Source organism: Pontibacter amylolyticus (assembly GCF_014638845.1).
Classification (GTDB): Bacteria; Bacteroidota; Bacteroidia; order Cytophagales; family Hymenobacteraceae; genus Pontibacter; species Pontibacter amylolyticus.
On sequence record NZ_BMFP01000004.1, the window covers coordinates 178,868 to 205,775 of the forward strand.

Sequence of the window (26,908 nt, forward strand, 5' to 3'; positions counted from 1 at the left end):
CATCTGCACTTGTTGTCATGCTCAGTACTATGTTGTTAGTAACTGGTGCAACTATATACTTTTTTATCAGGGTGCTTAAAACGCCTCCCAAACCGGAGCCGGACTCCTATCTCGACAACGACGACGAGATAGAGCGGCGGGCTCCGCGGGCTTAACTATTTTATGAAGAAAATCAGGTACTGGATTCGACGCAACTTTGGCTTTTCGCAGCGCGAGGTAAACGGGTTTCTGGTACTGATAGGGGCAATGGTGCTGCTGACGGCAGCACCATTGCTGTTTAAATGGTTTTCGAAACAAGGGACAGGCGTTGTTGAGAGCGGCGTAGCCGACAAACAGCTGCTCGACAGTCTGGTAGCGCAACTGGAGGCCAAACAGCCGGAGCGGACGGGCAGAAAACAGGTATACCAGATACCGGAAGCATTGCAGCCCTTTAACCCCAACCACCTAACAGAAGCGCAATGGCAGGAGCTGGGGATGCCCAGGTACATGGCACAGCGCATCCTCAACTACCGCAACAAAGTCGGCGACTTCACCTACAAAGCCCAGCTTGCTACCATCTACGGTCTGCCCGATTCCGTCTTTCAGAAGCTATACCCGTACATCCAGCTCCCCGAAACCAAGCCCGACAGGTATGGCCGCCAGCAAGGTATAGCCGCCAACTCCCGGACAGCGCCTAATCCAAACTGGGCCAGCAACTCGCGACCCCGCGAGCGCTTTATCCTCGCCCCTTTCAACATCAACACCGCTGATACCACCGCCCTGAAGCAGATCAGGGGGATTGGCAGCAAACTTTCGGCAAGAATTGTGAAGTACAGGGATGGCCTGGGCGGGTTTCACAGCATGGCACAGGTACAGGAGGTATACGCACTGCCGCCCGCCGTAGTGGACAGCCTGCACAAGTATACCTTCGTGCCAAAAGCCAATACGGTGCAACAGCTGTCACTCAACCAGGCCGATGCAAATCAGCTGAAGGCGCACCCTTACATCAGCTCCAACGTGGCACGCGCCATCGTGGCCTACCGGGAGCAGCACGGCGAATTCAGGAAAGTGGAGGATATCCGGCAGATCAAGATCGTGACGGCAGAGCTGTTCGAAAAACTCAGTCCATACCTGGCGCTGTAGGTATAGCGCCCTACTTTTTAAGGGCTTCTATCAGCCCTTCGGCCTTTTCCAGCGCCTGCCGCTCGCTTTTAAAAGAGATTAATTCCTTTGCTGCCTGCAGATCCACCCAGCGGGCCTCATTCACTTCCCAGTCGTGCTGGCCAATGTCGCCTGACTGGTAGGAGAGCAGGAAGAAGTGCACAAACTTGTGAAAACGGACGCGCTGCCCCGCCTTGTTGCCTACGTACCAGTACTCAATCGTGTCTATCTTTTCAACGAGGCTAGCGGTAACGCCGGTTTCTTCCCGCACTTCCCGCACAGCCGTTACCTCAGGTATTTCACCGGGGTCCACTATACCTTTGGGCAGTTGCCAGCGCTCGGGCTTACCCACCGATATCAGCGCCACTTCTATGCCTGATGGTCCCTGGCGGAATACTACGCCACCAGAGGAGACTTGCTCCAGCATAGGTATAGCGGGTTTGGCATGCTCGTCTTTTTTAGAAGCTTCAGGCATCGGTTTGATTTGCAAGAGGAAAATTACTCAGTGCCCGGCTACCGGCTCAGGAGTAGGGATTGCGGTTTTCTTCCGCTGCTCGTTCAGCCACAACAGGCCGGGGTTGTAGGCCATGTCGTGCTGGCCCACAAACAGCACCAGGCGCACGTTGTCGGACTGCCGCACAAACACCACCTCCGGGTCTGAGGGTCCGAAGTACTTGTTCTCTTCGGTTGTCTTGGCCAGTTCCTCCGGCAGTGTCTGCTCTTTCAAAAGGTAGTCGATGTTTTGCTGCGAAATGGTATCGCTGGGGCTGGCCAGGATGTTGTAGGCCCGGATGGAGTGGTCCGGCGGAACCAGTACGTCGATCGTGCCGTGCGCCAGGAAAATCGGGACGTCTTTGGCTTGGTGGATGTAGGTGCTGGGACTGCGGCGTTTGCATTCTTCGGCGGCGGGAGTGCCTGGCAGCGGCTCGCCCCCACAGGCTGCCACCACATGGCGGTTGTAGTCGCGGTGCGGGTAGTTTTGGCTGAAGGCGTACCAGTCCACCAGATCGAAAACGGGAACCCAGGCGACCACCCCCGCCCAAATCTCAGGATGCCGGCCGGCCGCCACCAGGGCCGTCATGGCACCGCCCGAGGAGCCGAGGATGTAGATGCGGTTCGTGTCGATCTCGGTGTGCTGCTTGGCATAGTTCACGGCGTCCACAATGTCCTGTATGGCCAGGTCAGAGGCCATGGCGTCGGGGTTGTCGAACTTGCCGCGGTAGTTGGGGTGGATGAACGCCCAGTCGTATTCCTTGCTCCAGAGTGCGTAGGGGATGCTCTTGACCTGCAGGTACTCGCTGCTCCAGCTGTGCAGCATCACCAGCAGCGGCCGTGGGCCGGTTGTCTTAGAGGTATAGAACAGGGCCGGCTGGGTGGCGCCGTCCATCGTGGACTTAATATTGACTTTTTGTATCTCCGGAACCTGCTCTTTCCATTTCTCCAGGCTCTCGTCCGTAAACTTAAAAGGGTACTTCTTGGAGGTGGTGAACTCGTCCATGCGTTCTACTTCTTTCTCCACCCGCTCTTTTCGGCAGGAGGCTAGCAGGGTGAGCATCAGCCCAAGGAACAGGAGCAGATTGATAGGCTTTTTCATAGTAAACGTCGGTGCAAACGGGATGCAAGCTACAGCATGTGCGTGATTCTACAACTGCTATGCGGCGGAAAATGTTGTCAGGTATAGCGGGGCACAAAATAGCTTGGCAGGAAATTTTTACTCCATACGGTTAAACTGGCCCGATAGGTTAGGTTGGCGGCAAGCCTTCGGGTTTCAAGCTGCTTTCGGTTAACAGGAGGGGCTGTAGCTAAACCGGGGGCGAAGTTTCTCTGTTGTAGGGAAACAGGAAGGCGTAAAAAATAAAGCTGACAAGCACAAACTCCTGCAGTTCCCACTTTTTCCCATCGTTAATGAGCAGCAGGCTGATGAAGAGTAAGGTATAGAGCAGCGCTTGCAAAGGGGTCGGCAAAGGTAACCTGATTTTATCCACCAGCTGCCTAAACCACTGCCTGTGCCGGTAGAGCACGGGCAGAGCCAAAAAGTAGACGAACACGCCCAGGTATAATATTTTGCCGAAGATCAGCTTGTTCAGGTTCACGCCGTTCAGGTGAATGTTGTGGAGGTTGAACTCGCTTTGCGGATTGATCTTCTCCAGGTCATCCGGCACTTCAAAGCCCAGCAGGCGCTGTCCCCAGGAAATCTCCTCGCCGAAGCCAAAGAAAAAAACAGCCGCCGCCACATAATAGAAAGCCTTCGCCCATTTACCGTCCATCCGGGGGGCCTTATAGAAGCAGTACAGCGAAGTGGCCAGTAAGAAAAAGGAGGTAAAATATTCGATATACCCGTCTTCTGTGAGATAGCTGTAAAAGCGGCTCGTATCCTGGAAATAAAACGCAATGCCGACCAAAACGTGCGCCACGGTAAAGGTATAGAGAAAAGCGCCCAACAGGACAGCCTTGCTGATGGTAACATGTCCCAGGCTCTCCCCGGCAGCAGTAATGAATAAGCTGTATGATCTGAATTTTCTGATCGGATTCATAGGTATAGGTATTGCGCGGAGGTGCAGACCTTGCTGTTGCTGTAGTGAGCTATTAGACAAGGTCTTGTTAATATTTTTACGGAAATAATACCAGGATGATAGCCGTTTCGTCGTTTCCAAGTCCACTAAATTCCTATTAACTTGCCGTATTGCTGCCGACTTGCCGTATAGCTACAGACTATTCTGCAATTCCATCCGTTTTCGGAACAACGCACTTTATGAAATCCATTTTAAAAAGCTACCGCCATCGCCTGCTTAACCTGAGCGCCGGCAACAGGGCCCTGTTGCTGTTGCGGCTTTCGCGTGAGCTGCACCTGGACGTAAACGAGCTGGATTTCATCAACAACAAGCCTGCTTTTCATGTGCTGGAGAAGGTGATCAGTGGCAAAACCGCTGTACTGGCCCCTTTCGCCGACAGCCGCTATGCCCCGGTAACGCCCGTCAGCCAGCGCCTGCGCCTGATCCGCCGCAAAGCCGACATGATTCTGGAGGAGCGCGGTAGCCGGGAGCTATACCTGGGCTGGCCTTTTGTGCATGGCCAGTTCGCCGACGGCACCACCGTGCGCTGCCCGCTGCTTTTTTTCCCTGTGCAGCTGCAGGTTAACGGCAAGCAGGAGTGGGAGCTTCTACCTGACACCACGCAGCCTGCGCAGTTCAACCAGAGCTTTGTGCTGGCTTACGCCCACTACATGGGCACACCGCTGGCCGAAGCCTTGCTGGAGCTCGACCTGGGCACACTGCCCACCCACCCGCTGGAGTTTCGCACGCAGGTATACGAGCTGCTGAAAGAGAGCCAGCTGACGGTGCACGCAGGGCGGGAGTTCTTTACCGATAAACTCAAGCCATTCCACGATTTCCGCAAAGCCGACTACGAAGCCGACCTGAAGCCCGGTCAGCTATACCTGGAGCAGGAGGCTGTGCTCGGTCTATACCCACAGGCCGCGTCTTATTTGCTAGGCGACTACGACGAACTGTTGCAGCGCAGCGGTTTGCAGGAGATGGAGGACCTGTTCACAGGACCTGATGCAGGTATACCGCAGGTAACCCCGCAGGCGCAACACACCTTCACTGCTTTCGCCATGGATGCGTCGCAGGAGGCAGCCTTGCAGCAGGTGAAGCAGGGGCGTTCGCTCGTAGTGCAGGGCCCGCCAGGCACAGGCAAGTCGCAGCTGATCTGTAACCTCGTGTCGGACTTTACGGCCCGCGGCAAGCGGGTGCTAGTGGTGAGTCAGAAACGCGCCGCCCTCGACGTGGTGCACCAACGCCTGTCATCGGCCGGACTCGGTCCGTTTGCCGCTTTGGTGCACGACATCAACGCCGACCGCAAAAGCATCTACCAGCAACTGCTCCTGCAGATTGACCAGCTGGAAGAATACAAGAAACAAAACCTCGCCCTCAACAGCATTTACACCGACCGTACTTTCCTGGAAGTGAGCCGTGGCATCAACCAGTGCCTGCAAAAGCTGGAGAGTTTCCGTACCGCCCTCTTCGACAGCAGTCGTTGTGGCTGGTCGCCCAAGGAGCTATACCTGCGCAGCAGTTTGCAGCAGCCTCACGTGCAGCTATCAGAAGTGTTCAGGCAGTTTACAGCGGCTACCGTTACTGATTTTTTGCCGCGTCTGCGGGCCTGTCTGCAACAGGGCATTGTGCTGGAGCAGCCCGATTTTATCTGGAAAGAGCGCCACAGCATGCGGGGCTTCGGCTGGCCGCAACGGCAGGAAATGGAACGCACCATCGAAGCGCTGCCTGAACAGTATCGGGCCATGCAGCAAGGCATCAGCCAGCTGAGCGGTGCCGAATTCGAACTGAGTAGCCTGGAGCACTTCCGCACGGCCTACGACACCCTTGACGAACTGCAGCACCTGCTTGAGCGGGAAGGGGTGGCTGAAGTGCTGCGTCCGCTGCTGCGCAAAGAGGCCAAGGCATCGGAACTGAAAAAGCTGGTGCGCCAACTTAAAGGGCTATACCTGGTGTGCCCCACTCCGGATGCTGCTATACCTGTCGAGCAACTGACGCTGGTGAAATCGGCGATCACGGTCTTCGAGGCGAAAAAAAAGGATTTCCTGAAAGGGCTTGGCTGGTACTTTTCACAAGACAAGAAAGTGCTGCAGCAGGCGCTGGCCAAGTACAGGCTGGAGCTAACCCCCGGCGGAGTAGGCGAACTGCAGCGGCGTCTCGAACTGCGGGAGCAGGCGCAAGGACTGATCAAAGCCATCAACAAGCCCATCAACTATATCTTGCGCCTCGAAGACAACCCGACCCCGATGCTGCAAAAACTAGAGGTAGTGGAGCAGGCCCTGGAGGCGCACCAACTGCTGAAGCAGCTGCACCGGGAGCGGGTGCTGCACGAAAAGATGTGGCTGGAGACCAACCTGCCAAGTCATTTGCAAGCCCTGGCCCAGGCCCTGCAGGTGTTTGAGCAGCGCTACGGTGAGTGGGAGCAATGGCTGCCGAAAACGCACATCGAAAAACTGGCAGAACAAGAAGGTTACAGCACCAGGTTACTGGAAAGCCTGGGCCAGTATTTTGAGCAACTGGTGGCGTACGACGAACTGCGCAGCACGCTGTCGGTAGCCGAGCAGGAAGTCTGCAAGCAGGTACTGCGCGAAGGTATAGCCAACGCACAGCTAGGCGAGGCGCTGTTTCTGAACAGCCTATACCTGGCCTGGCTGCACGAGCTTGAAAGCCAGTGGCCCGAACTGCGCATGCCCGATAGCGGCGAGCTGGACCGGGTAGAGACTGACCTCCAGAACCTGCTGCAGCAAAAGCAGGACCTGAGTCAGGAGATCGTGCTGTCAAGGTTGCGGGAGCAGACGTACCGGGATATGGAGTACAACCGCCTGGGCAACGCTGTGACCTACCGTCGCCTGCATGCCCAGGTGAGTAAAAAGCGTAGCCTGTACCCGATCCGCAAATTGTTCGAGCTTTTCAGTGAAGAGATCCTGAACCTGGCACCTTGCTGGCTGGCTTCGCCTGAAACAGTATCAGCGGTATTCCCATTGGAGCGCTGCTTCGATCTGGTGATCTTTGACGAGGCCAGCCAGTGTTTCGCGGAGACAGGTATACCCGCCATGCTACGCGGTCAGCAGGTGGTCGTGGCTGGCGACGAGCAGCAGCTGCGCCCCTCTGACTTGTACCGCTCCCGCTGGGGCGGCAACGGTAACGAAGAACCGGAAGAGCTGACCGCGGAATCGCTGCTGCAACTTTGCGGGCTATACCTGCCGCAGACCATGCTCACGCAGCATTACCGCAGCCGCTTCCCGGAGCTGATCGACTTTTCTAATCGCTATTTTTACCGAAACCGGCTGGAGCTTATACCTGAGTTGCAGGACGTGAATGCCCGCCAACCCGCCATTCAGTTTGTGAAAGTGCAGGGCCTGTGGCAGCAAAACAGCAACCTCCCCGAAGCCGAGAAAGTGGTGGAGCAGGTGTGGCAACTCGTGCAGAGCGGCCTGGAAGACGTGGGTGTGATCACCTTCAACTACAACCAGCAAATGCTGGTGCAGGACCTACTGGAAGAAAAGGCACAGCTGCAAGGTATAGCGTTGCCGCCAACCGTAACGGTCAAAAACATCGAGAACATGCAGGGCGATGAGAAGGAGGTCGTGATCCTGTCAGTCGGGTATGCGCCGGATGCGAAGGGCAAAATGGTGATGCAGTTCGGTAGCCTGAACCAGTCGGGCGGCGAAAACCGCCTGAATGTGGCCATCACCCGTGCCCGGCAACTGGTGATCGTGGTGAGCAGCATCCGGAGCGAGCAGTTACAGGTAGACAGTTCGCAGCATGCGGGCCCGAAGCTGCTGCGCGATTACCTGCACTACGCCCAGCAAGTCAGCCGCCGTTATTTCAACTACGAGCCGCAGGTACTGCCCATGCCGACGCAGGTGCCGATGCTAAAAGAGCAACTGGCCCAACTGGTGCCTGCCCTGCAAGCCGCCGTGCCCTTCGCTGACCTGACCTTGATGGAAGATGGAAACTACAACAGTGTGGTGCTTACCGACGATGACCTGTACTTCAACAACCTCTCCGTCCGGCACGCCCACGCCGACATCCCCAAATTGCTCCGGCAGCGGAACTGGCCTTTCCAAAGGGTCTACAGCCGGCAGTTCTGGGCCAACAAAGACGCGCTGGTGAAAAGGTTAAAGGGGATGGGAGTTAAGGAGTTTGGGAGTTGAGGAGTTTGAGAGTTTGAGAAGGTATAAAGTCGGGCATTGTAGCGGCCTCAAACTATGCCGCGGTTTCACTGTAACGTCGTTCCGCTGGCGCACAATTTTTGTAAGGGAAGTTATCGGCCCGGTGCCTTTAACTTAAAAAATTAGAGGAGGCTGATCTGGTTCTTGTTTATCCCAATCTTGAGCGTGCCTGCCTCCAACTACTGCTGGCCTCTGGAACTGAGCGGGCCGGTACACAGGGATGTGGACATCCCTAGCAGAAAACTTTCGGACATGGATGTCCGGAAGAGCGGTTAGGCAGAGCACGCAGCGAAATTTGAAGCATGACCAATGCGGGAGAATAATCCAGCTCTCTCATTTCATTCGAGATGACAGTTTCCCATTTTGCTCTTTTTGACTCAGCTCTTTTGGATTTTCTTCTACTCTTTTGGAATTGCAATCCGGAAGTATGGTAAAAGCGGATTTGTAATCCACAGGCTAAAGGCTCAAACTACTGGCAGCGAAGCGGGCTTAAGTTGCAGGCGCTACGTTACAACCAGTCTGAATCGTTCACCAAGCAATCAACAAATAACAAATAACAATTCAGCCATTTAACCATTTAACCATCCAGCAATTCAACAATTTAAATGCTCATCAAACTCTTCACCCTGTATGTATACCTGCAAACGGCTTTGTGTGGTTGCGGACCCGACCGGCGCAACAGCGACTTTGAGCGGCTTCGGAAGGATTACAAGGTGAGAGTGGAGCGCATCGGCCGCCTGGACGCCCGCATCAGGGAAAGCTCCGGACTGGCCCATGCCACGGACAGCACTTTTTGGACACACCCCGACAGTGGCCTACCGGCTGAGCTATACCTGTTCAACCTGCAGGGCGAGCTGCTACAAACCGTGCCCCTGCCTATGCCTAACCGCGACTGGGAAGAACTGGCGCAGGATGACAAGGGGAATCTCTACATCGGCGACTTCGGCAACAACGCCAATGCCCGGCGCGACTTGCGGGTCTATAAGACGCAGGAGCAGGGGATGACCGTGCAGGATACCATCCACTTCAACTTTGCCGACCAACAGGCCTTTCCTCCGCCAACATCTGGCAAGCACTTCGACCTGGAGGCCTTCTTTTACCGTTCCGACAGCCTACACCTGTTTACCAAAAGCCGCTCCCGCAAGGGAATCACCCGTCGCTATACCTTGCCTGCCGCAGCAGGCAGCTATACCTTGCCGCCGCAGGAAGAACTACGGGTGAGCTCCGCCATCACGGCTGCCGACAGCGCGCCGAATGGGAAAGACTTTGCCTTGCTCGGGTACGGACGGCTATACCTGTTCGAGCCCGAAAATGAGCGGGTGCAATTTGCCGGCAAGCGCTACTGCCTGCCGCTGGCCCGAACAGGCCAGGCGGAGGCGGTGCTATACCTGTCGCCTACAGAACTGCTCATCACCAACGAGAAAGGCAAGCTATACCTGGTCAGCTTTGAGCTGAAACGGTAAACATAGCGGCACCCTAACCTATCGCCAGCCAGATCAGTTTATAAGTATGGCTATAAAACGACACGGCAGCAGTGCCGCGCACGTATAGTGAACATACCTCAAAACAGACAAAACGATGCGACAAACGATATTGGTAACGGGCGCTACAGGTACGGTAGGCCATGAGATTGTAAAACAGCTTTCCATGCAGGATGTCACGGTGCGGGCAGGCGTACACTCCATCATCAAAGGCGAAAATATGAGACGACTACCCGGTGTGGAGATCGTGGAGGTTGACTTCAATGATCCTGGCTCGCTGCATGCTGCCTTCACACACGTAGATAAGCTGGTGCTCATCACGCCACTCTCCGAAAACCAACTGGAGATGGCCCGCAACCTGGTGGAGGAGGCGAAGAAACAGGGTGTAAACTATATTGTCAGGCTGTCGGCGCTGGGAGCAGGGGCAGAGCCAGGTATACAACTGGGCCGCTGGCACCGGGAAATGGAAAGGTATGTAGAGGAAAGCGGCATCCCTTATACCATCCTGCGGCCTGCGGGCTTTATGCAGAACCTGGTGAACTACAGTTCTACATCTATTAAACGCGAAGGTAAATTCTACATGCCCGTGGGAGAGGGCAGGGTCAGCTACATCGATACCCGTGATATTGCGGCCGTAGTCGAGGAGGTGCTTCTGTCAGACAAGCATCATGGGAAGGTATACGAACTGACCGGGCCGGAGGCACTCTCGCATCAGGAAATGGCTGCGCTGCTGGGCGAGGCAACAGGCAAGCAGGTAGACTTTGTGGATGTGCCCGAAGAGGCAGCCCTGCAAGCCATGCTAAAGCATCATACACCAGCACCAATCGCTGAGGCCATCCTGGAATTATACGCTGCTTACAAAGCCGGAAAATCGGCTGCCGTAACGGATACAGTACAGGAAATAACAGGCCGCTCTCCCCGCAGTTTCCGGCAGTTTGCCAGCGATTACCAGGAGTGCTTTTAGAGCGTCAGGTATAGCACCAAAAAAAAGAGGCCCCTTCCTGATGCAGGAAAGGGCCTCTTGCTTTAGATCAATTCAGATTAGTCAAGGTCGCGGTAACGGTCGCTTCTTCTTGTTTCGAAGCTGCTGTCGTCATCATAATTGGAGCGTCCACGCTGCGAGGAGTCCTGGCCGCCCATCATGCCACTGCGATAATTTTCGCGTGAAGACGAGCCCTGGTTATCGCTGTAGTAAGAGGTGCCGCTGTCCATAGAGCCATAGCGGCTCTGGTCGCCTCCTCGTCCGCCCTGGCCGTAGCCACCTTCACGGTAACCACTCTGGCCATAGCCGCTCATGCCGCCGCTTCTCTCGGAGCCACCGTAGCCGCCACTGCTCATAGAGCCGTAACCGCCTTGTGACCTGCCCTGCGAACCGTAACCGCTCTGCGAAGACGAGCCGTAGCCGCCCTGCGAGCCACCGCGGCCGCTCATAGAGCCATAGTCGCTGCCTTGTGAGCCCTGACGGGAAGAACCGCCGTAGCTGCTCTGCGAGCCATAGTTATCACCGTAAGAACTTCCGCCACGGCCGCGGTCCTGAGACGAGCGGTACTCATCGTTGTAAGAACCACCGCGTGAGCCGTAGCCGCCCTGCGAACCGTAGCCACCTTGCATAGAGCTCTGTGAGCTGTAGCCTCTCTGTGAGCCATAGTCATCGCGGTCGTATTCGCTCATGCCTCTCGATGAGCCATAGCCCATGGAGCCGTGACGATCACGATCGCCGTAGCTGCCCTGAGAAGAAGAACCGTAGCCACCTTGTGAGCTACCACGTCCGCTCATAGAACCGTAATCGCCTTGAGAGGAAGAACCGTAGCCGCTGCTATCGCCATAGCCACGCTGCATACCACTACCCTGCGATGAGCCGTAGCCGCCCATAGAGCCGCGCTGGCCATAATCGCCTTGTCCGTAGCTCTGCTGATAGCCGCCCTGGCTGCCATAACCACCCTGCATGTTTGATCTGGATGAACCAGAGCCTGTAGAGCTGGAGCCATAGCCTTGCTGGCCACTGCCCATAGAGCCATAGCCGCCCTGGTTGCTGCTGCGGTAACCACCGCCTTGTTCGTATCCACCGCGGCCGCTGTCGTAGCTGCCGTAGCCGCCCTGGTTAGAGCTACTGCCCTGCATGCCAAAAGAGCCCTGTGAACCACCGTAGCTCTGGCCACCGATGTTGTCGCCTTCTCTATCCTGATAGCCGCCCTGCATACCGCCTCTTGAGGCACCGTAGTCCTGATCCTGGTAGCGGGTGCGGTTACCTTCCATGCCGCCCTGGTTGCCGTAGTTATAGCCACCCTGCGAGCTTCCATAGTTGCCTTGTGAAGAAGAGCCGTAGCCGCTGCTGTCGCCGTAGCCACGCTGCATGCCACCGCCCTGCTGCGAAGAACCATAGTCGCCCTGATAACCATAGCCACTCTGGCCACCGTAGCCGCCGCTGTTCTGCGAGCCGTAACCGTAGCCGCCCTGCGAGCCATAGCCCTGCTGGCTTTCACCGTAGCCCTGGCCACCTTGCTGTGAGCCATAGCCACCCATGCCGCCTTGCTGCTGGCTGCCATAGCTCTGGTCGCTGCTGCCCATCAGGTTGCTATCTGAGTCTTTGTCTTTGCTGCTTCTGGAGGAAGTAGAAGATTTTCCTGTTTTTGAATCAGAAGATTTGGCAGAGGTCTTAGTGCCTGATTTGGCTTTTGTACCTGTCGTCTTGCTATCAGAAGTAGTAGACTTGCTGCTGCTCTTCGAGGAAGGAGTAGAGCTGGAAGATGATGATCCGATGCCGGAACTTCCCTGGCTCATGGAGCCCATATTAGAACCGCTTTGACTGGAGTCTCTTTGGCTGGAACCACTTAGGCCGGAACCACTTTGACTAGAGCCACTTAAACTAGATCCGCTTTGATTGGAGCTACCCGATGACGAGCTGCCTGACATGCTTCCAGACTGGCTGGATGACTGATTTTTTTCGTTTTCTTTCATAGTTCTGATCTCCTCAGTTTATAGTTATAGATTAATTGGAATAGTAAAGGCTCGATTAAATGTGACTTCGCCGCTGCGCAGCACAAAGTGCCGGAACAGAGGCAAGGCCTTGTTCAGGTCACATCAAAAAATGGTGATTATACCTATTTAGTTAGTGTAACTGAACGTTTTAGCTATACGAACCTCGCGTGGGAGGGTTATGAGGCGCGCACTCGGTGGAAGGGGGAATGTTGGTGCAGGAAGCACCTGCGACAAGTAGCTGAGGGAGTTGCAAAATCAAGGCTATGTTTCTGAGTCAGATAGCCTTATTTTATTTTTATGAATTTGGTTATTTATAAGAACTTATTTTTACCTTTGCTTCTATTATTAACAATTATTTATCATGCAAACAGGTAAAGTAAAATTCTACAACGTATCTAAGGGCTTCGGCTTCATCGTAGCTGACGATACAAACCAAGACATCTTCGTTCACCAGACTGGTCTGGTTCACGAAATCCGTGAAAATGACCGTGTTTCTTTCGAAGTGAAAGATGGCAAAAAAGGATTGAATGCAATTAACGTAGAGCGTATCTAAGTTAACGAACATATAGCCCTTTAGGCAGGGCATTCATCTATTTTGACCCGCTCAGTTATCTGAGCGGGTTTTTTATTTCATACCATTTTCAGTCTTCTTTTCCCCATTGCGCTCCTCGCCTTTTTCCAACCCTTCCTGTATCAGCTCATTGGCTTCTTCGTGGTCGTCTGCGCCGGCTTTGGGAGGCTGCTGTTCTTCCTGATTCTTCGGCTCATAGTTGAGTGTGATCAGAATCGGGAAGTGATCGGATCCGAACTTTGGCAGTCGCTCCATGTGCACCAACCGGAATGATGGGTCATAAAAGACATGGTCCAGGGGGTAGCGGAAAAGTGGTATGTAGGCATTGTAGGTGTTGTAAAAGCCGCGACCGACCCGGGGGTCTAGCATGCCACTTATCTGCTTGAACAGTTTAGTGGTGCTCGACCAGGCCACATCATTCAGGTCGCCAGCCACGATAGAAGGGCGATGGGATTTCTTGACAACCTTCGCCGCGATGAGGAGTTCCGCTTCGCGGGTCTCCGTGTTCTGCATGAGCCTGGGCGGCTGCGGATGCACCGTGTACAAGTCAAACTGGAGGCCGCTTGGCAGTTCCACCACCGTGAAAAACGAAGGGATATCGTCTTCCACCATAAAACGAATCTCACTGTCCAGAAGCTTGAACTTGCTGTAGAGCAGCATGCCGTATGTATTCTCCAGCGGCTTTTTGATGGCATAGGGGAAGCGCTTGTCGAGTTCGGGCTGCAAGTGTTCGTGCCATGCCTGGTTGGGCTCGTTAATCAGCACAATGTCAGGGTCGGTGTGCAGGACGAGCTGCAAAAAAATCTCATACTTTTTGTTGGTCATGCGCACATTCGAGACCATTAAAGTGAGAGTGTTGGCTGGCGCCTGTACTTCCGTACGCAGAGCTTCAATCGGAGCGAGCGGCGTAAAGAAATACACGTAGCGCAATTCATTCGCAATAGCCAGCACCCAAAGTGCGAGCATCGCGATCTCAACTGCACCACCCGTCACACCATAAAGCACCACGTAGGCCACCAGTACACCTGTGAGGAGTATGGCCACATGCAGGCGGGGAAAGTCAAGCACCCTGATCCACCACAAGGGGGATTTGATAAGAGGCAGGAAAGAAAATAGCGTCAGAACGAATCCGGCTATCTGGAGGGTGAGCTTCATACAGTTGCAAGCAATTAGGTATAGGACAGTAAGATATACTGCATACTTTCAACCGTAATTTTTTGTTGTAAGAGCCTGCTGTTTCTTGTTAGGGTATAAAGCGTTCGCTTTAAAGTATAGAGCATGAGTGCGCACAAAAAAAAAGACCGGAGCTACATGCTAGCTCCGGTCTTTTTTTTCAATGATCGTGTATGGTCCTACTTGGCAGCTTCTTCCACGCGCACACCCACTGCCAGGATATTGGGAAGCGGATCGCGGCGCATGTACTGTGTCAGTTGCAGGCGGTAAGTGCCCACCTGCGGGAGTGCCACCTCCTTCAGCACAAGCGACTGTACATCGTAGATATCGCTCGAGCCTTTTCCTTCCGGCTTGCCTGTTTTGGCATCCATCAGGTGCAATTCGGTTAGCGACGACGATACCATACTGCTGTCAGGGGCCGTGAGGCGGTGCTGCAGGTATAGGTTATAGTAATCGTAAGCCAGGGAGTAGCGCACATTGAAGTACACGTTATACCGCTTGGTGGTGTCCTCGATGGCAAACTCAAACACAGGCGCATTGTCTACTGTCCAGTTTTTGTCGGGCATTTCTACGTTCTGCTCATATACCCGCGAAGGATCGCAAGCCGACAGTAGAAGGGTGCCCGCTACTGCCAGCATAAGCATCATGTTACGCATCTGTCGGAGGTGATTTTGGTTGGTTTGGTTTCGGGCCTCGGTTTGGTCTGCGTGACCGCTGACGTTTCGGCTGCTGCGGGGCACCTTCGCCCTGCGGTTGCTGGCCTTCCGGTCTGCCTTCACCACGCGGCTGTCTGGGGGCGCCACCTTCCCGTGCCGGTCTTGGCTCGCGGGTCTGCCTGTCGTCTGCTCTTGGCGGTCTGTCCTCCCTGTTTTCCCGTCCTTCGCGGTTGCCGCGGTTGCGTGGCGGACGCTGCTTTTTAGGACGCTGGCCCTGTTCGGCAGGCGCTCCATCCGTTCCCGTTGCAGGCAGTTCCGCTTTCGCCTGTTGCTGCTGGTCAACGGGTTTTGCCTCGCGCGGACCCCTGTCACGACCACGGCCATCACGCTGTCCTCTGCCTTCACGTGGTCCTCTATCTTCACGCGGGGCGCGTGGTTCGCGGGTTTCTGTGTCCTGCACGCCACTTCCGGACAAGCCTTCTACCTTATCGCCAGCCGACTTTTTCTTCTTTTTCTTCTTTTTCTTGTTCTTGAACTTGTCGTCGAGGCGCTCCAAACTGCCCTCTACCTGAGCTACAAATTCGTTCTGCCTGGATTCTTGTACAGGCTCCTCCACCAGCGTTTCAGGTACAACGCCCTGGCTGTTCATTTTGAGGATCTCGTGCACACGCTCCACCGGAACAGGGTACCAGTTGTTGTCGCCGCGGTAGCCGAACCACATCATCTTTTTGAAGATGTCGGTTTTCTGCAGCATGGCATCACCCTGCTTGGTCTGCAACGGACGCGACACAGTAGGGATGTCCTTGAGCGCCTCCATGTAGGTTTCGAGCTCGTAATTGAGGCAGCACTTCAGGCGCCCGCACTGGCCCGACAGTTTGCTCGGGTTGAGCGACAGGTTCTGGTAACGCGCCGCCGTAGTCGATACACTCTTGAAATCGGTGAGCCAGGTAGAGCAGCACAGTTCGCGTCCGCAGGAGCCGATGCCACCTAAGCGGCCGGCCTCGTGACGCAGGCTGATCTGGCGCATCTCGATGCGTACCTTAAACTCCTCGGCCAGCTTTTTGATCAGGTCACGGAAATCGACACGGTCGTCGGCAGAGTAGTAGAACGTTGCTTTGGAGCGGTCGGCCTGGAACTCCACATCTGATAGTTTCATCTTGAGGCCAGTCTGCTGGATGATCTCGCGGGAGCGGTACATGGTAGTCGCTTCCTGCTCCTGCACCTCGCGCAGCTTTTCCAGATCGCGCTCGTTGGCGATGCGGTAGATGGTGCGGATCTCCTCGTTGTTGTCCACCTTTTTCTTAAGCATCTGCAGGCGCACGAGTTCACCTTTCAGCGATACGGTGCCGATGTGATGCCCATTGGGTACGTCTACTACCACCGGATCGCCGGTGGTCAGGTCGAGTCTGTTTATGTTGCGGAAGAAATCCTTACGTCCTCCCTTGAATCTTACTTCTACAATGTCGAACTCCTCAAACGCGGTTGGAATCTCCATATCGCTGAGCCAGTCGAACACATTTAAACGATTGCAGCCTCCTGTGCTACAACCGCCGTTGCTTTTGCAGCCGCCTGGCTTTTCGCCGGTGCTGCATCCGCCACTAGAACATGAACTACATCCCACTTTTTATATCTCCTATATAGCCGTGAGGCTTCTTGTTTTCTTATTGTCTGAATTAACAAATATACTACTTTTTTGAGCTTTTGCTCATCATGACAGCATTTGTACCTGCGGTCTTTAACAGACCGGGGCATAAATTAGTGCTTTTACGGGAGTTTATATAGCATGGGATATGGTGATTTCTGAAAATGCATTCTGATAGGTATGGCTGTGAATGGATTATCACCTAATTTTAGAGGATGCTTCGAAAACTCCTGTCACACGCTGCGATCTACGGCCTGTCTGCACAGATCCCCCGCCTGGCGGGTGTGCTGGCCCTGCCACTGATCACGCAGCACCTGACCCCGGTTGATTATGGGGTGGCAGGGGTCGTGACAGCCTATTATAGTGCCCTGATCATGCTGCAGTCGCTGGGATTTACGGTGGTGATGGAAAACAGCTTTGCGCGGCACCCCAACCGTTTCCAATGGATCTGGCGTCAGCTTTATGGTTTTCTGACCAGTTGGTCGGTGCTTTATGGGCTTGCCTCGATGGGGATTATCTATTTAGCCATACCTGCCGATGCGCATGATAACCGGTCTCTCATCGCGCTGCTTGTCGGGATTCCCATGGTCTTTTTTGTGGTTACTGATCTGTTTGGGGGGATGTTTTGCCTGCACACCCAGCGGCCGCTCCCCATTGCACTGCGATCCTTCCTGATGGGGGGCGTGAACGTCATCCTGACCATCTACTTTATCGCAGAACTCCAAATGGGGTATATGGGCTGGTTCTATGCCAGCACCATTTCGACGGCAGCAGGCTTTGTGGTGAGTTTCTTCATTATTGCCAGGCAAAAACTCTGGCCTATCTTTCATTTTAAATGGCACCGCATCCGGCACAGTCTCAAAGTTTCACTACCAGCAGTACCGCACGGGTTTTCTTTCTTTATGCTCGACACTTCGGATCGTTTGGTATTGGATGTGCTGGGCACCCCTGTCGGGCGGATAGGACTTTACAACGTGGCATCGAATTTCGGGATTTATTTCGCGTCGGCCAGCTTTGCCGTGGTGCAGGCGGCAACACCGCTTTACATGAAGCTTTATGCGCAGACGAAAAGCATAGAAGCCGCGCTCCAGGCCCGCTACATGACCTATACCTTGCAGCTGCTCTTTTTCATCGGCACATTTATCGGGAGCCTCTGGATGAAGGAAATTTTCGACTTCCTGATCCGCAACGAGGAATTGCAACAGGCTTATCCGCTGGCCATCGTCATTCTGATGGGGTATAACTTCCGGCCCATGTACATGGCCGTCATCAACCTGCTCACCTTCCACGAGAAAACAAACAAACTCTGGCGCATTTCCACCGTGGCAGGTATAGGCAACATCGTGCTCAACCTGATACTAGTGCCGCTTTTTGGTTTTCAGATGGCAGCCTACACCACCTTTGCCGCACTCATGTACATGGGTTACGCGGGCTTTTTCCTGAAAGTATACAAAGAGCTGACCCTGGTGCGCTACCATGCCATTTGGTGGCTGCTGGCGACGATTGCCTTGCTAGTGTTGGCTTACCAGTTGCGGGAAGTGGCGGTGTGGCAAAAAGCTTTGATTACACTCTTGAGTTTGAGTGTAGGGATGATGGCTTTTTGGAAATACAGGAGCAGGGTACAGGTCTAGGAAGGCTGTAGCTTCCAAAGCAAAAAACCAGCAGCAAGGTATAAGCCTGCTGCTGGTTTCTTTCTAAGTGGTCTCCAGATTATGGCTTCAGTACTACCTTCAGGCAGTTGTCTTCTTTTTTGTTGAAGATGTCGTACATGCGCGAAGCTTCCGCCAGCGGCACGGTGTGGGTAATGATATCATCGAGTTTCACTTTGCCCTCCTGCACCAGCGATATGAGGTGATCGATGTAGCGGTGCACCCAAGCCTGGCCACCCCGCAAGGTTAAACCCTTGTCAAACCACTTGTAGAGCGGGAAGTTGTTGTAAGGCGAGCCGTAAACCCCAACCACTGACACAGTGCCTGCGCGGCGCACAGAATCCATGCACTTTTCGAGTACTTTCATCGTGCCTTTCTCCATCTGCACGACGTTCATGGCTTTTTCCAGCACGTTGCGGTCGGCCTCCATACCTACGGCATCCACGCACACATCAGCGCCGTAGCCGCCGGTCATATCGCGGATCACCTGCACGGCGTCTACTTCAGCGTAGTTGATGACTTCTGCATTGGCTGATTTGCGTGCCATCTCCAGACGGTAGGGCTGAATGTCTATACCTATTACCCGCTTGGCCCCCTGCAGCCAGGCCGATTTCATGGCCATGATGCCAACCGGGCCGCAGCCCCACACGGCCACTGTCTCACCGCCCTTTAGTTGCGCCCAGTCAATGGCGGCCCAGCCGGTAGGGAAGATATCGGTCAGGAAAAGCACCTGCTCGTCTGTCAGGCTGTCCTGTACTTTGCGGGGACCATAGTCGGCGTAGGGCACGCGCACATACTCTGCCTGTCCGCCGTTGTAACCGCCGTAGATATCGGTATAGCCAAACAGGGCTGCCCCGACGCCTTTCATCATCGGGACTTCTCCTTCAGGACCATAGTTTTCCGGGTTGGAGTTTTCGCAGTGCGTGGGCAGCTGCATGTTGCAGAAGTGGCAGGTACCGCAGGAAATAGGGAAGGGCACGACTACACGGTCACCTTTCTTCAGGTTTTTCACGCCTGTTCCCACTTCCTCGACAATGCCCATGAACTCATGGCCCATCACCATATCGCGGGCCTGGGGCACCATGCCGTTGTAGATGTGCAGGTCGGAGCCGCAAATGGCCGTGGAGGTAACCCGAAGGATACAGTCGCGCGCGTCCTCTATTCTGGGGTCATCAATGGTCTCAACCTGGATATCTTTCATTTTGTGGAATACTGCTGCTTTCATAGTTTATTTTTTAGGTTTTCGTATTAGCTTCTGTAAGCTTTTGTATTTTACAGTACTTCAGTTTAACGGTAAGCAGTGAAGGCGGGTTATTGCGAAAGGCGTGTCGGTCAGGCTGTTGCTGTTGTAACCGGTACTTATACCTTAAAACTAAACTGCATGCAAACGCAAGCTTCCTATACTTTCTCGTTTTTGCGCGAGCACGATATTCCCGCGCTGTACGATACCTTCGTGGCCGCCTTTGCCGACTACGTCATCCCCATCAAGGTAAGCAGGGAGGAGTTTGCCATGAAGTTCAAGCGGGAAGGAGTAGAGCCCACCTTTTGTGCGGGCGCTTTCTACGGCGGGCAATTGGTGGGCTTTATCCTCACGGGACTGGGGGAGTGGCAGGGTATACCTACCGCTTACAACGCGGGCACGGGTGTGCTGCCTGAGCACCGGGGAAACCAACTTACCAAGCGGCTCTACGAATTTCTACTACCCAAACTGCGCGAAAGTGGTGTAGAGCAATGTTTGTTGGAGGTGATTAAAGGCAATGCGGCCGCCTATAAGGTATACCGCTCCATCGGGTTTGGGGTAGTCCGTACACTGGACTGCTATCGAAGCCCGGTTGGGGAGTTACTGCTCTCAGGCGAAGAGCCAGAGCCTACAGTGGATATCAGGCAGGCAGTTAAGCCCGATTGGAAAGCCTATGCTGGTTTCTGCGATATAAGCCCAAGTTGGCAAAACACCAAAGAGGCTTTTTGCAGAAATCCCGATCAGAAATTGGTGCTGGAGGCTTATGCAGAAGAACAACTGGTGGGCTACGTTGCTTTTTTTCCACGCACGGGAGCAATTGCCCAGTTATCCGTGCAGCAGGATAATCGCAACCAGGGGATAGCCAAGGCACTGCTGAAAGAAGCCATAAAACATACGCAGGCACCTGCTCTGCTGCTGCTCAACATAGACCAGACAAGTACCACGCTGGCGAATTTTTTAGAGCGGATCCATCTCAAACGCTTTCTCACGCAGCATGAAATGCTCCTGCGCCTGCAATGAGTATGGCGGTCCTCTTTAATCTGCCTAATTTGCAGCCTGTTTTTTTATCACCGGAGCTTCAAGGCTCTTCAAAACCTAATCATATGAGTACTGCGTGGTTTTACCTGATTCTGGCAGGTATATGCGAAATAGGATGGGCCTTTGGTCTGAAGTACAGCGAGGGCTTTTCGAAACCTTTGATCAGCATCGTAACCGTCATCGTGATGATCCTGAGCTTTATCCTGCTGGCGCAGGCCATGAAGACATTGCCGCTCGGCACCGCCTATGCTATCTGGACAGGTATAGGAGCCGCGGGCACCGCCATTCTGGGCATGGTTTTCCTCAACGAGCCCAAAGACCTGATGCGAATCCTGTGCCTGCTGATGATCGTGGCCGGTGTGGTGGGGCTGAAATACTTTGCCGAAAGCAATTAGCGGCTGAGGAGGTACACATCGGCCTGCTCTTTGGAGAACAGGTATAGCGTGTTGTTGCTGATCAGGGCGGAGAGGTAGTTTTTGTCGGCCGGAAGGGACAGGGTGCGCTCTTGCAGCTTGTACAGATCAAAAAAGTGCAGCGCGTTGTCTTTCAGAAAGTATAGCTCGTTGCCCTTGAAAGAAATATAAGACACACCCGTAAAGGGCAGCTTCTTTTTGTAGTTACCCAGGTTGTCGAACACATAGATACCGCTATTGTAATCGAGCAAGTAGACCATGTTCTGGTACTCCCGGATAAAGCGCACATCAAAACGGGCTTTGTCCAGAATAAGGTTGAGCGGGGTTTCGATGATGGGTTTCTGGTATCGCAGGTCCAGTTTGCTAAGCGTAAAGTCCGACTCGTTGAAGAGCCAGAAGCTATCGTCGGAGGTGAGGGTGGCTGCCTGCACGTTGCCCATGTATCCCAGGTCCGTCAGGCGGGTGTTGGCAATGGGGCGCAAAAAGCGGTCGAGCAGGGTGAGCTCCTGTCGGTCTTCGTAAAAGAGAAAGACCTTCATCGGGTTCCAGGCTTCGACAGCCGTAATACGACCACGGCTGGGCGGCGAAAAAGTGTTAACCGGTCTGCCCAGTGTGTCGAGTACGAACAGGTTTTGGCCTGTGTCCATCAGGTATACGCTGCCGTTTCGGGCAACGGAAACCGTGGCAGGAGAGGAGATGGCAAAGCTATGGCTAAAGGTGAGCGTAACCGATGAGTCAGGCTGCTGGGCAAATGCAGGTATAGCCAGCATGGCCAGCAGCAGGTATAGCGCTGCGCCCAGGTATAGCCTACTGTTCAAAATACGCGAGTTTAAGGTCCTTGCCATCGTATACGCCGTAAGAGCAAAAATTGACCCACTCTCCCAGGTTCACATACCTGCTGTCCCCGTTAATCGGCATGTCGAGGGGCAGGTGGCGGTGACCGAATACATAGAAATCGTGGTGCTGCTCGCTTTCCACTTCTTTGCAGTACTGCACCAGCCATTCCTCCTCCCCAAAAAACTTTTCGTCTTCCTTGGTGTTGCTGATGCGGCTTCTGCGCGACCACCTGTTGGCGATGCCTATACCTGCGTTGGGGTGCAGCCAGCCAAACATCCACTGACAGGCTTTGTTATTGAACACCTTCTTGAGCACTTTGTAGGTATGGTCGCCCGGGCCCAGACCGTCGCCGTGCCCGATGTAGAATTTGTAGCCACCAAATTTGGTGGAAATAGGTTCCCGGATAATGGGGATATTGAGCTCTTCCGGAAAGTAGTCGAACATCCACATGTCGTGGTTTCCCGTGAAAAAAAGCACCGGTATACCTGCATCGGTCAGTTCGGCCAGTTTACCCTGCAGCCTTATAAAACCCTTGGGTATAGCGTGGCGGTACTCAAACCAGAAATCGAATATGTCGCCCAGCAGCAGGATGGCCGCCGCGTCGTGCTTTACGGAGTCGAGCCAGCGCACGATCTTTTTCTCGCGGGCGCGGCTCTGCTCGGCGTCGGGTACACCCAGGTGAAAGTCAGAGGCAAAATACACTTTCTGGCCGGGGGCCAGCTGGTCAATGTGGAAGGTCATCTATCAGGAAAAGTACGAGCTGTTTTGGGCCGTGAGCGCCCATTACCAATGTTTTTTCGATATCGGCCGTGCGGCTCGGGCCACTCACCAGCGATACCATGGAAGGGAAATTCTCCTTATACTTGTTGCGCACCCGCTGCAGGCCGTCTTTGATGTCGGGCACCAGTTGGCTGGCTTTGGCTACGACCATGTGCGTTTCCGGGTAAATGCTCAAGCGTCGGCCACCGGCATTGCCTGAACTCACCAGAATGCTGCCGGTGCGTGTCACGAGGGCTTCGCAGGTAGTGAGGCTGGCCTGCGCTTTTTGGATAAAGTCCTCTTCTGCGGAGGTGAAATCTATACCTGCCTGGTAGAGGATGTTCTGCAGGTTAGGCTCCCAAACGTGCAGGAACTCGATCTGCTGCTCTCTCTTTAAATTGAAAAGCTGGTCGAAAAAGTCCTCTTCGTCTTCGCAGTATACAAAAAGACCGCTGTTGGCGATAAAAGCCTGCGCGAAGGCAATGGATTGATCTTCAGACAAGGGCAAGTGCAGCGGCGAGCTGAAGTCAGGGGTGGGAGGCAGAAAAGGCGCTGACTTAGCCAGCGCCTCTCTTACTCTTCTTAATACAATTTCTTTCGATTTTGCTTCGTACATGCTCGGAGTTTATCAAGCAATTCTGCTATTGATGGTATCGTTCGGATTAGCAGACGCATCATTCTGAATGGGTGTGCCCGGCACGCTGCCCTGGCCATTTTGTTCAGGGTGCTCCGTCTGTCCAACCTCCACCGGATGCTGCTCCTGGCTTACTTCGCTCTTTGTTTTGCTGCGATCCGTGCCGGCAGTGTGTGCCTGGTAGGTCGTGAGCTCGTCAAAAGGACGTTTGCCAACCAGTCGCTCCAGATCACTCTGGAACAGAATCTCTTTCTGCAACAACTCCTGCGCTACTATCTCCAGTTCTCTTGCCTTGTCCGTCAGCAATTGCTTGGTGCGGATGTAAGCGGTTTCGATGATGTTGCGTACTTCGTTGTCGATGGTTTCGGCGGTGGCCTCAGAATACGGCTTGTTGAAAGTCATATCCGTCTGCTTCGAATCGTAGAACGACACATTGCCGATTTTAGCGTTCATGCCATACATCGTCACGATGCTGTAAGCCATTTTGGTGATACGCTCCAGGTCACTCAAAGCGCCCGTCGAGATCTTTCCAAACACGAGTTCTTCAGCGGCGCGTCCACCCAGGGCCATGCACATCTCGTCGATCAGCTGCTCAGTGGTGTACAGGAACTGCTCTTTTGGCAAGTACTGCGCATAGCCCAGCGCGGCAACGCCACGTGGAACAATGCTCACTTTTACCAACGGATCGGCATGCTCCAGGAACCAGCCTGCAATGGCGTGACCCGCTTCGTGGTAAGCCACGATTTTCTTCTCACCCGGAGAGATAATCTTGTTCTTTTTCTCCAGACCACCGATCACACGGTCGATGGCGTCGTTGAAGTCCTGCTGATCAACTGCCTTCTTGTTGCGGCGGGCAGCGATCAGAGCGGCCTCGTTGCACACGTTGGCAATTTCGGCACCGGCAAAACCAGGCGTCTGGGCTGCCAGCTTACGGGCATCAACATCAGCAGACAGCGTAAGCGGCTTCAGGTGCACGTCAAATATCTCAGTACGGCCGTTGATGTCTGGCTTGTCGATGCTGATCTGGCGGTCAAAACGACCCGGGCGAAGCAGAGCCGAATCCAGGGTGTCAGGGCGGTTAGTGGCTGCCAGTATGATTACGCCTGAGTCAGTCGCGAAACCGTCCATTTCTACCAGCAGGGAGTTCAGGGTGTTCTCGCGCTCGTCGTTACCGCCTGGCGTGGCGCCACGGCTACGGTGACGGCCAATGGCGTCAATCTCGTCAATGAAGATGATACATGGTGCCTTGGCTTTCGCCTGCTTGAACAGGTCACGCACACGGGCCGCACCCACACCTACGAACATCTCCACGAAGTCAGAACCTGACAGCGAGAAGAACGGCACGTCGGCTTCACCGGCCACCGCTTTGGCCAGTAAGGTCTTACCTGTGCCCGGAGGGCCTACCAGGAGTGCCCCTTTCGGGATTTTACCGCCCAGGATGGTGAATTTGCTTGGATTCTTGAGGAACTCCACAATCTCCTGGATCTCTTCTTTCGCCTCTTCCAGGCCCGCCACGTCCTTGAACGTGATCTTCACTTTGTTCTCGGCGTCAAACAGGGCAGCCTTCGACTTGCCGATGTTGAAGATCTGGCCGCCTGCGCCACCCGCTGTTACGCGGCGCATCAGGAACCAGAAACCAAACAGCAACAGGATCAGGAAGCCCCACTGGAAGAAGAAGTCGGCAAAGCCGGTGCGTGTCTCGATGGTATAAGGCACCCGGTTCTCACGCGGGATGTTCTCCTGCAGCTTTTCATAGTCCTCTTTAAAAGACTCTGCCGTGATAATGGTGAAGTGGTAGTGCGGACCCTGGTCCACGCTGCCTAGATTGCCACGACCTGACAGCTCGCGGCTGTACTTTTCGTTCTTCAGGGCCTCATCCTTCAGGTATATCTCCACGATTTTGCCGTTCACGATGGTCAGTTTCTTCACATCGTTACTGAGCAGCATCTCTTCGAAGTTCTGCTGGGTGGTTTCTACGGAGGCGTTGCTCTTGTTAAGCCAGGTGAGTCCGAAAATAAGTAGGATGAGTACCGCCAGCATCCACAGCTGCATCGTAGGCCGTGGGGGCGTCTGGGGTATCATCGGCTTTTTCTTCTTGTTATTATTTCCTTTATTATTCTTTTCAGCCATGAATGTGTTGTTTCAGATACATGAAATACAGGAAGGAACCCCTCTTTGTTCGGGATTCCTTCTTCGGGGTTAAGCATCCTCTATACGCTTGATGTTGGCATCACCCCATAGTTCCTCAAGCGCATAGAATTCGCGCTTGTCTTTCAGAAACACGTGCGCCACTACGTCTACGTAGTCGAGCAGCACCCATTCTTTGTTGGTGCGGCCTTCGCTCTGCCAGGGATTCTGGCGTACGGCTTTGAATATTTCTTCTTCTATGGAAGACGCAATAGCGTCAAGCTGCGAGTCTGATGATGCGGATGCGATCACAAAGTAATCAGATACGGCATTTTTGAGTGACTTCAGGTTAAGAACGACGATATTGCTGGCTTTCTTTTCCTGCATGCCTTTTACTACAAGCTCTGCCAATATGTCTGAATTGGCCTCAGCCTTGGTTTCTTTCATTTGTACTACTTAAATTTGATTTACAAAAGTACTAAATTCTGTTCAATGTATGGTGCCTAATACGCTCTTTATGGGCCAGCAGCTGTTTTTTCTGCCGGTATGTGCATCCACCAACTCAGAAGCCCAGCAGCTACTCCTCAAAAATGAGGCCACAGAGGGCTGTGTGGTGCTTACCGATGAGCAGACGCATGGCCGCGGTCAGCGGGGCAACACCTGGGAGGCAGCGCCCGGTAAAAATATCACACTTTCTGTAATTCTGTCACCTGTTTTTCTGGCTGTCAGGCACCAGTTTTACCTCAACATGGCGGTTTCGCTGGCGGCGCTTGACCTGTTGCGCGAACAGGGGCTGGGGCAGGCCCGTGTCAAATGGCCCAACGACCTTTACTTCGAGGACAGGAAGCTTGGCGGGATTCTGATAGAAAACACAGTTAGCGGTCAATCCATACAACACAGTATCGTAGGGATTGGTTTAAACGTAAATCAGCTTCATTTCGGAATCGGCACGGCCACTTCGCTGGCAGCCGAAATAGGTACGCAACTCGACGTGAAAAGATTGGTGAGCAGGCTGCTCGAGCTGCTCGAAAAACGCTACCTGGAGCTTCGCAGCGGGAAAATCGATAAACTAAAGTATGAATACCTGCAGACGCTGTACCGCTACCAGGAGGAGCATGGGTATCAGATCGGTCCGGAACAGGTACAGGGCCGCATTATGGGGGTGGACGAAGATGGCAGGCTGGCCCTCGAAGTGGATGGCGGACTGCGCTACTTCGCTTTCAAGGAAATCGCCTACCTTATTTGAAGCTGAACTTTTTGATGGCCATGATCTGCTGCGGTTCAGGCTCTGTGGGCGTAAGCGGCATTTTGAGCGACACGTTCATGGTGCTGGCGCCATAGCCCGAACTTAGCCTGGGCGCCTGGATGTGGTGGTCAGCCAGCTTGACCGGAAAATCAGTTACAAGCTGCCAGGTGTTTCCCTTCTGCACGATCGTGCCGGTAATGGTTCTCTTTTTAGAAACGCCGTGGATGGTCAGTATGCCTGCCGCAGTTACTTTCGCCTCCCCCTTGGCTGAAACAGGGCCTTTTTCAGTGATTTTCCCTACGAAGGTCGCCTTCTGGAAGCGGCCGCTCTGCATGTACTTGTCGTTGAAGCGCTCCTGCATGAGCGAGTTCAGAAACTGGAATGAGGTGATGGGGACGTCGAATCTGAGTTTGCCTGTCTCCAGGTCAATCAACCCGTTGGCGGACTCGGAAGTGCCTTTAATCAGGTTGAAGGGAGCACCAGCCTCGAACACGATGGTTCCGATGCCCTTATAGGTGCCTGTCTGGGCCTGTGCCTGCGGGAGGAGCCAGTAAAGGCTGTATAATACAATTAGGAGTAGCTTTTTCATACATGTC

Annotated in this window: 24 protein-coding genes; 9 read left to right on the forward strand and 15 right to left on the reverse strand. The window is 54.0% G+C overall.

What is annotated here, in order from left to right:
- Nucleotides 1-162: 162 nt before the first annotated feature.
- A complete protein-coding gene (locus tag IEV97_RS11445) occupies nt 163-1,122 on the forward strand; it encodes a ComEA family DNA-binding protein (protein WP_188501642.1) in 960 nt (319 codons plus the stop codon).
- A 10-nt stretch (nt 1,123-1,132) separates the two neighbouring features.
- Here IEV97_RS11445 and IEV97_RS11450 read toward each other — a convergent pair whose 3' ends face one another.
- The 3 genes from IEV97_RS11450 to IEV97_RS11460 all read right to left on the reverse strand — a co-directional run bounded on the left by IEV97_RS11450 (nt 1,133) and on the right by IEV97_RS11460 (nt 3,674).
- Complete coding sequence (locus tag IEV97_RS11450) at nt 1,133-1,615, reverse strand: NUDIX hydrolase (RefSeq protein WP_188501643.1); 483 nt, start codon at nt 1,613-1,615, stop codon at nt 1,133-1,135.
- Between the two features lie 27 nt (nt 1,616-1,642).
- Nucleotides 1,643-2,734, reverse strand: coding sequence for an alpha/beta hydrolase family protein (locus tag IEV97_RS11455; protein ID WP_188501644.1), 1,092 nt, complete (start codon nt 2,732-2,734; stop codon nt 1,643-1,645).
- Nucleotides 2,735-2,942: 208 nt separating this feature from the next.
- Nucleotides 2,943-3,674: a hypothetical protein gene (locus tag IEV97_RS11460; RefSeq protein WP_188501645.1), complete on the reverse strand. Its 732-nt coding sequence runs from the start codon at nt 3,672-3,674 to the stop codon at nt 2,943-2,945.
- Nucleotides 3,675-3,892: 218 nt separating this feature from the next.
- Between IEV97_RS11460 and IEV97_RS11465 the strand changes: the two genes are divergently transcribed.
- From IEV97_RS11465 to IEV97_RS11475, 3 genes are all read left to right on the forward strand, one after another.
- Entirely contained in the window at nt 3,893-7,849 is a 3,957-nt protein-coding gene (locus IEV97_RS11465; protein WP_188501646.1) for an AAA domain-containing protein, read from the forward strand.
- A gap of 623 nt (nt 7,850-8,472) precedes the next feature.
- Nucleotides 8,473-9,330 carry a hypothetical protein gene (locus IEV97_RS11470; RefSeq protein ID WP_188501647.1) on the forward strand — a complete coding sequence of 286 codons (858 nt, stop codon included), beginning with the start codon at nt 8,473-8,475 and terminating at the stop codon, nt 9,328-9,330.
- A gap of 115 nt (nt 9,331-9,445) precedes the next feature.
- Nucleotides 9,446-10,312, forward strand: coding sequence for an SDR family oxidoreductase (locus IEV97_RS11475; protein WP_188501648.1), 867 nt, complete (start codon nt 9,446-9,448; stop codon nt 10,310-10,312).
- A gap of 77 nt (nt 10,313-10,389) precedes the next feature.
- On the opposite strand, the gene IEV97_RS11480 is transcribed toward IEV97_RS11475, so the two are convergent.
- Nucleotides 10,390-12,306, reverse strand: coding sequence for a hypothetical protein (locus IEV97_RS11480; protein ID WP_229733905.1), 1,917 nt, complete (start codon nt 12,304-12,306; stop codon nt 10,390-10,392).
- A gap of 382 nt (nt 12,307-12,688) precedes the next feature.
- Here IEV97_RS11480 and IEV97_RS11485 point away from each other — a divergent pair, with 382 nt between their 5' ends.
- Nucleotides 12,689-12,880, forward strand: coding sequence for a cold-shock protein (locus IEV97_RS11485; RefSeq protein WP_116541469.1), 192 nt, complete (start codon nt 12,689-12,691; stop codon nt 12,878-12,880).
- A gap of 72 nt (nt 12,881-12,952) precedes the next feature.
- Here the strand turns inward: IEV97_RS11485 and IEV97_RS11490 are convergent, their stop codons facing one another.
- The 4 genes from IEV97_RS11490 to IEV97_RS11505 all read right to left on the reverse strand — a co-directional run bounded on the left by IEV97_RS11490 (nt 12,953) and on the right by IEV97_RS11505 (nt 16,479).
- Nucleotides 12,953-14,053, reverse strand: coding sequence for an endonuclease/exonuclease/phosphatase family protein (locus IEV97_RS11490; protein ID WP_188501649.1), 1,101 nt, complete (start codon nt 14,051-14,053; stop codon nt 12,953-12,955).
- Nucleotides 14,054-14,250: 197 nt separating this feature from the next.
- Complete coding sequence (locus IEV97_RS11495) at nt 14,251-14,727, reverse strand: gliding motility lipoprotein GldH (protein WP_188501650.1); 477 nt, start codon at nt 14,725-14,727, stop codon at nt 14,251-14,253.
- A complete protein-coding gene (locus tag IEV97_RS11500) occupies nt 14,720-16,222 on the reverse strand; it encodes a regulatory iron-sulfur-containing complex subunit RicT (protein ID WP_229733906.1) in 1,503 nt (500 codons plus the stop codon). The genes IEV97_RS11495 and IEV97_RS11500 overlap by 8 nt, the downstream gene beginning before the upstream one ends.
- Before the next feature lie 23 nt (nt 16,223-16,245).
- Nucleotides 16,246-16,479 (reverse strand): hypothetical protein, encoded by a 234-nt coding sequence (locus IEV97_RS11505; protein ID WP_188501652.1) that lies wholly within the window; start codon nt 16,477-16,479, stop codon nt 16,246-16,248.
- A 105-nt stretch (nt 16,480-16,584) separates the two neighbouring features.
- Here IEV97_RS11505 and IEV97_RS11510 point away from each other — a divergent pair, with 105 nt between their 5' ends.
- Complete coding sequence (locus tag IEV97_RS11510) at nt 16,585-18,000, forward strand: lipopolysaccharide biosynthesis protein (protein ID WP_188501653.1); 1,416 nt, start codon at nt 16,585-16,587, stop codon at nt 17,998-18,000.
- 79 nt (nt 18,001-18,079) lie between these two features.
- Here the strand turns inward: IEV97_RS11510 and IEV97_RS11515 are convergent, their stop codons facing one another.
- The gene (locus IEV97_RS11515) at nt 18,080-19,243 is read right to left on the reverse strand and encodes a zinc-dependent alcohol dehydrogenase (protein WP_188501654.1); all 1,164 of its coding nucleotides are present in this window, start codon (nt 19,241-19,243) and stop codon (nt 18,080-18,082) included.
- 156 nt (nt 19,244-19,399) lie between these two features.
- Here IEV97_RS11515 and IEV97_RS11520 point away from each other — a divergent pair, with 156 nt between their 5' ends.
- Nucleotides 19,400-20,278 carry a GNAT family N-acetyltransferase gene (locus IEV97_RS11520; protein WP_188501655.1) on the forward strand — a complete coding sequence of 293 codons (879 nt, stop codon included), beginning with the start codon at nt 19,400-19,402 and terminating at the stop codon, nt 20,276-20,278.
- An 83-nt stretch (nt 20,279-20,361) separates the two neighbouring features.
- The gene (locus IEV97_RS11525; RefSeq protein WP_188501656.1) at nt 20,362-20,691 is read left to right on the forward strand and encodes a DMT family transporter; all 330 of its coding nucleotides are present in this window, start codon (nt 20,362-20,364) and stop codon (nt 20,689-20,691) included.
- On the opposite strand, the gene IEV97_RS11530 is transcribed toward IEV97_RS11525, so the two are convergent.
- The 5 genes from IEV97_RS11530 to rsfS form a co-directional block, all read right to left on the reverse strand.
- Nucleotides 20,688-21,554, reverse strand: coding sequence for a hypothetical protein (locus tag IEV97_RS11530; RefSeq protein ID WP_229733907.1), 867 nt, complete (start codon nt 21,552-21,554; stop codon nt 20,688-20,690). The genes IEV97_RS11525 and IEV97_RS11530 overlap by 4 nt on opposite strands.
- Nucleotides 21,517-22,287 (reverse strand): UDP-2,3-diacylglucosamine diphosphatase, encoded by a 771-nt coding sequence (locus IEV97_RS11535; RefSeq protein WP_188501657.1) that lies wholly within the window; start codon nt 22,285-22,287, stop codon nt 21,517-21,519. Before IEV97_RS11535 ends, IEV97_RS11530 begins: the two co-directional genes overlap by 38 nt.
- Nucleotides 22,271-22,921, reverse strand: a complete 651-nt coding sequence (locus IEV97_RS11540) for a LutC/YkgG family protein (protein WP_188501658.1) — start codon at nt 22,919-22,921, stop codon at nt 22,271-22,273. The genes IEV97_RS11535 and IEV97_RS11540 overlap by 17 nt, the downstream gene beginning before the upstream one ends.
- Before the next feature lie 12 nt (nt 22,922-22,933).
- Nucleotides 22,934-25,069 (reverse strand): ATP-dependent zinc metalloprotease FtsH, encoded by a 2,136-nt coding sequence (gene ftsH, locus IEV97_RS11545; RefSeq protein WP_188501659.1) that lies wholly within the window; start codon nt 25,067-25,069, stop codon nt 22,934-22,936.
- Nucleotides 25,070-25,138: 69 nt separating this feature from the next.
- Entirely contained in the window at nt 25,139-25,513 is a 375-nt protein-coding gene (gene rsfS / locus IEV97_RS11550; protein WP_116541457.1) for a ribosome silencing factor, read from the reverse strand.
- Nucleotides 25,514-25,562: 49 nt separating this feature from the next.
- Between rsfS and IEV97_RS11555 the strand changes: the two genes are divergently transcribed.
- Complete coding sequence (locus IEV97_RS11555) at nt 25,563-26,312, forward strand: biotin--[acetyl-CoA-carboxylase] ligase (RefSeq protein ID WP_188501660.1); 750 nt, start codon at nt 25,563-25,565, stop codon at nt 26,310-26,312.
- On the opposite strand, the gene IEV97_RS11560 is transcribed toward IEV97_RS11555, so the two are convergent.
- Nucleotides 26,305-26,901 (reverse strand): YceI family protein, encoded by a 597-nt coding sequence (locus IEV97_RS11560; protein ID WP_188501661.1) that lies wholly within the window; start codon nt 26,899-26,901, stop codon nt 26,305-26,307. The genes IEV97_RS11555 and IEV97_RS11560 overlap by 8 nt on opposite strands.
- Nucleotides 26,902-26,908: the final 7 nt, after the last annotated feature.